This is a genomic window from Endozoicomonas sp. SESOKO3, from assembly GCF_024606255.1.
Genome location: NZ_JAHHPR010000698.1, coordinates 1 through 2,713, shown reverse-complemented (window position 1 = coordinate 2,713; position 2,713 = coordinate 1). Strand labels below are relative to the sequence as shown.

At 47.7% G+C, this 2,713-nt stretch carries 1 pseudogene; it reads left to right on the top strand.

The window, feature by feature from the left end:
* Nucleotides 1-109: 109 nt before the first annotated feature.
* Nucleotides 110-2,713: pseudogene (locus KDK18_RS12325) on the top strand (calcium-binding protein); the annotation flags it as partial.

Sequence of the window (2,713 nt, the reverse complement as noted above, 5' to 3'; positions counted from 1 at the left end):
GCTGATAGGAAAAAGCGCCATCCAATTATCGGCGAAAACCACATCCCGGTTGGCCAGGTTTGTTCCCTTCGTGGGAACCTTCGTTGCCGTGGCGGCAGGCGTCGCTTCCATGGCCGCCAATGGCATGGCTGCAAAGGATGCTGCTGAGGCAGGCAATGAAGACCAGGTGATTTTTTATGCAGTGATGGCTGCACTGGACGCCATTACTGTTGTGATGGATGCGGTCAGTGGCGCTTTGGAAGTCACGCTGGTTCTGGCACCGGTCGCTTTTGTGTTGGATTTACTTTCCACCCTGCTTGGAGTGGTTCAGACCATCATCGGGCTTTTTGCCCCGCCCACCAATGCCCGCCAGGACTTTGATGCCCTGATAGCCAGTGAGGGGTTTAAAGAGTATATCGATAAGATGGCCGGGGATGCGGCAGAGGAAGGCTATAGCCGATTTGCCTGGAGGGAAACGGGAGAGCAGCATCTCAAAGATCGTTATAAAGAATATGAAGATGATTTGCGAACTATACGGCATCAGGTCATCAGGGATTTGGAGAGCAGCGGTAAAAAAGGCATCAAAATCTGGGATATGGATGCACTGTCTGACCGGCTGGTGGCGGACACCACGGATAAAGACGACTATGTGGTAGCAAAAGGCAACAAAGCCGTTTATGGACTGGGAGGCGACGACAATATTTTTCTGGAGATGCACCGGGGGAAAGCCTATGGTGGCGCTGGTGATGACAGGCTGGTGGGAGGAGAGGAACAGTGGGGTGGTGGCGGGGATGACAGTCTTGAGCATGCTCTCGGTGAAGTGATTCAGCGGGGAGGGGAAGGTGATGATGACATTCGTCCTGGTACCGGATTTGCTGATATTGACGGTAATACCGGTGTTGACACTGTGAAATTGCCCAGCCCTGTGTTTGAGACCCGTTTCAGGGGAATGAACCAGGTGCAATGCCTGAAAACTGATTTAGCGTCACGGAAAATTAATGCTTTCTATAGGTTGCGATATAGCGTTCTCTCCTGCAAGGAAAAAGCAATCTTTCGTTCACCTGATGTGGTTGCCAAGTTCAATCAGGATAAGCTGAAAACGTGGCTGGGTGAAATTCCCTACCTGTTTGAAGTCGATCTCTCAAAACAAACGTTCACCAACCAGCTGATTGAACTGTTGAAGCAGCAGGGCGATGACTTCAGTATCTTGAAGGATCTGTATGGTTTGAGCAAAGGTAGCCTGCGGGTTAAGGGTAAGGATCATAACGATAAGGAAGTAGATATTAACTTTATCAATTATGCGGGCGGCCCAACGGCGTTTCTGGTGCATGATTATTCTTATCTGAAAAAATGTGCAGGCAAAACGTACACATCCCGAAGTGACTCAGGTTGCCCTGATGATGATGATGTGGTGCCGGCCAGCAAACTAACGGACTCTGATACTGACATTCAGGCTTTCAACCAAATCCCCGCATTAGAACGTTATAAAGTGGGCGATGTTGTGATCGGCATTCTTTCCAGAAAAAAAGTTGAGCACTTTAACGGTGGACATTACAAAAAGCTTTATAAGGCGCAGGCGGATGATAAAACCTATGCCCTGAATGCGGATAAGCATCGTCATTATTCTTTTAATAGCCTGAGGGTTGATGCAATAGGACGACATTTTGGGAAGGTGAATGATAAAAAAATGCCCGGTGGCGGTTGTCAGTTGCTGGCAAAAAAGACCCGTTGTGCAAAAAAATCAGCAACAACGACTCATGAAAATTGCTGTGTTGATTATGAAGTGAAGGGCATTGATTACATTAAAAACAAAGATGTGCACAACGGGGTTCTGTATATACATACCAAGGGGTTCACGCAGGGGCAGAGCCGTTCAATGAGTATGTACTTTTTGAGTGATGATAATGATTTCCTGATTAAGTTTGATTATAAACAGCTGCTTAAGTTTGCCAATATTGAAACCTCAGTCGATAAGAGCAGTGGGGTGCGTCACACCCACCTTAATAACCCGGTGGTTCGATTTTACGCGGGTCTTATGGATTTTATTGGAACCCACGGGGTCGTCAAAAATATTGAAAACGTGATTGGCAGTGCTTACAGCACCAAAATAATCGGAGATGACCAGAACAATTTGATAGTAGGTCAAAGTGGCCGTAATTTCTTCAAGGGATTATCTGGCAATGACCGGTTTGTGACCGGAAGTGAGTTTGATGAGGTCTATGGCGGAGCCGGGCGGGATACGATCTCTATTGAAGCCTCAGAGAAAAGCCGTAAATACGTCGATGGCGGCCCTGATGTTGACAGGGTCTCATACGCCCGAAGTAAACAGGGTTTGACCATTGACCTTACCCGAAATAGAAGTCAATTGTCGGATAAAAACGGGGGAGATGTGTATGTCAATGTCGAAGTCTTCGAGGGAACCGATTATGACGATATCATAAAGGGGAATGATGAAAGCACTACCTTTATTCCCAGGGCTGGCCATAACCTGGTGTATACCCGCGGGGGTAATGACACTGTACTGGCTGATGGTGGGCGCACGGAAATCCGGTTGGATAAAGGCAGTAATAAGGTTTTCCTGAAGGCTGGGAATCATATTGTCGAGGGTGGCACAGGCGATGATGAAATTTATTTTTCGGATACCACTCACACCCAGCATCGGATTCAGGGCGGAGGAGGCAATAATCGGCTCATCAGTGATCTGCGGCCCCGTGTTACTTTGAAATTCAAGCAA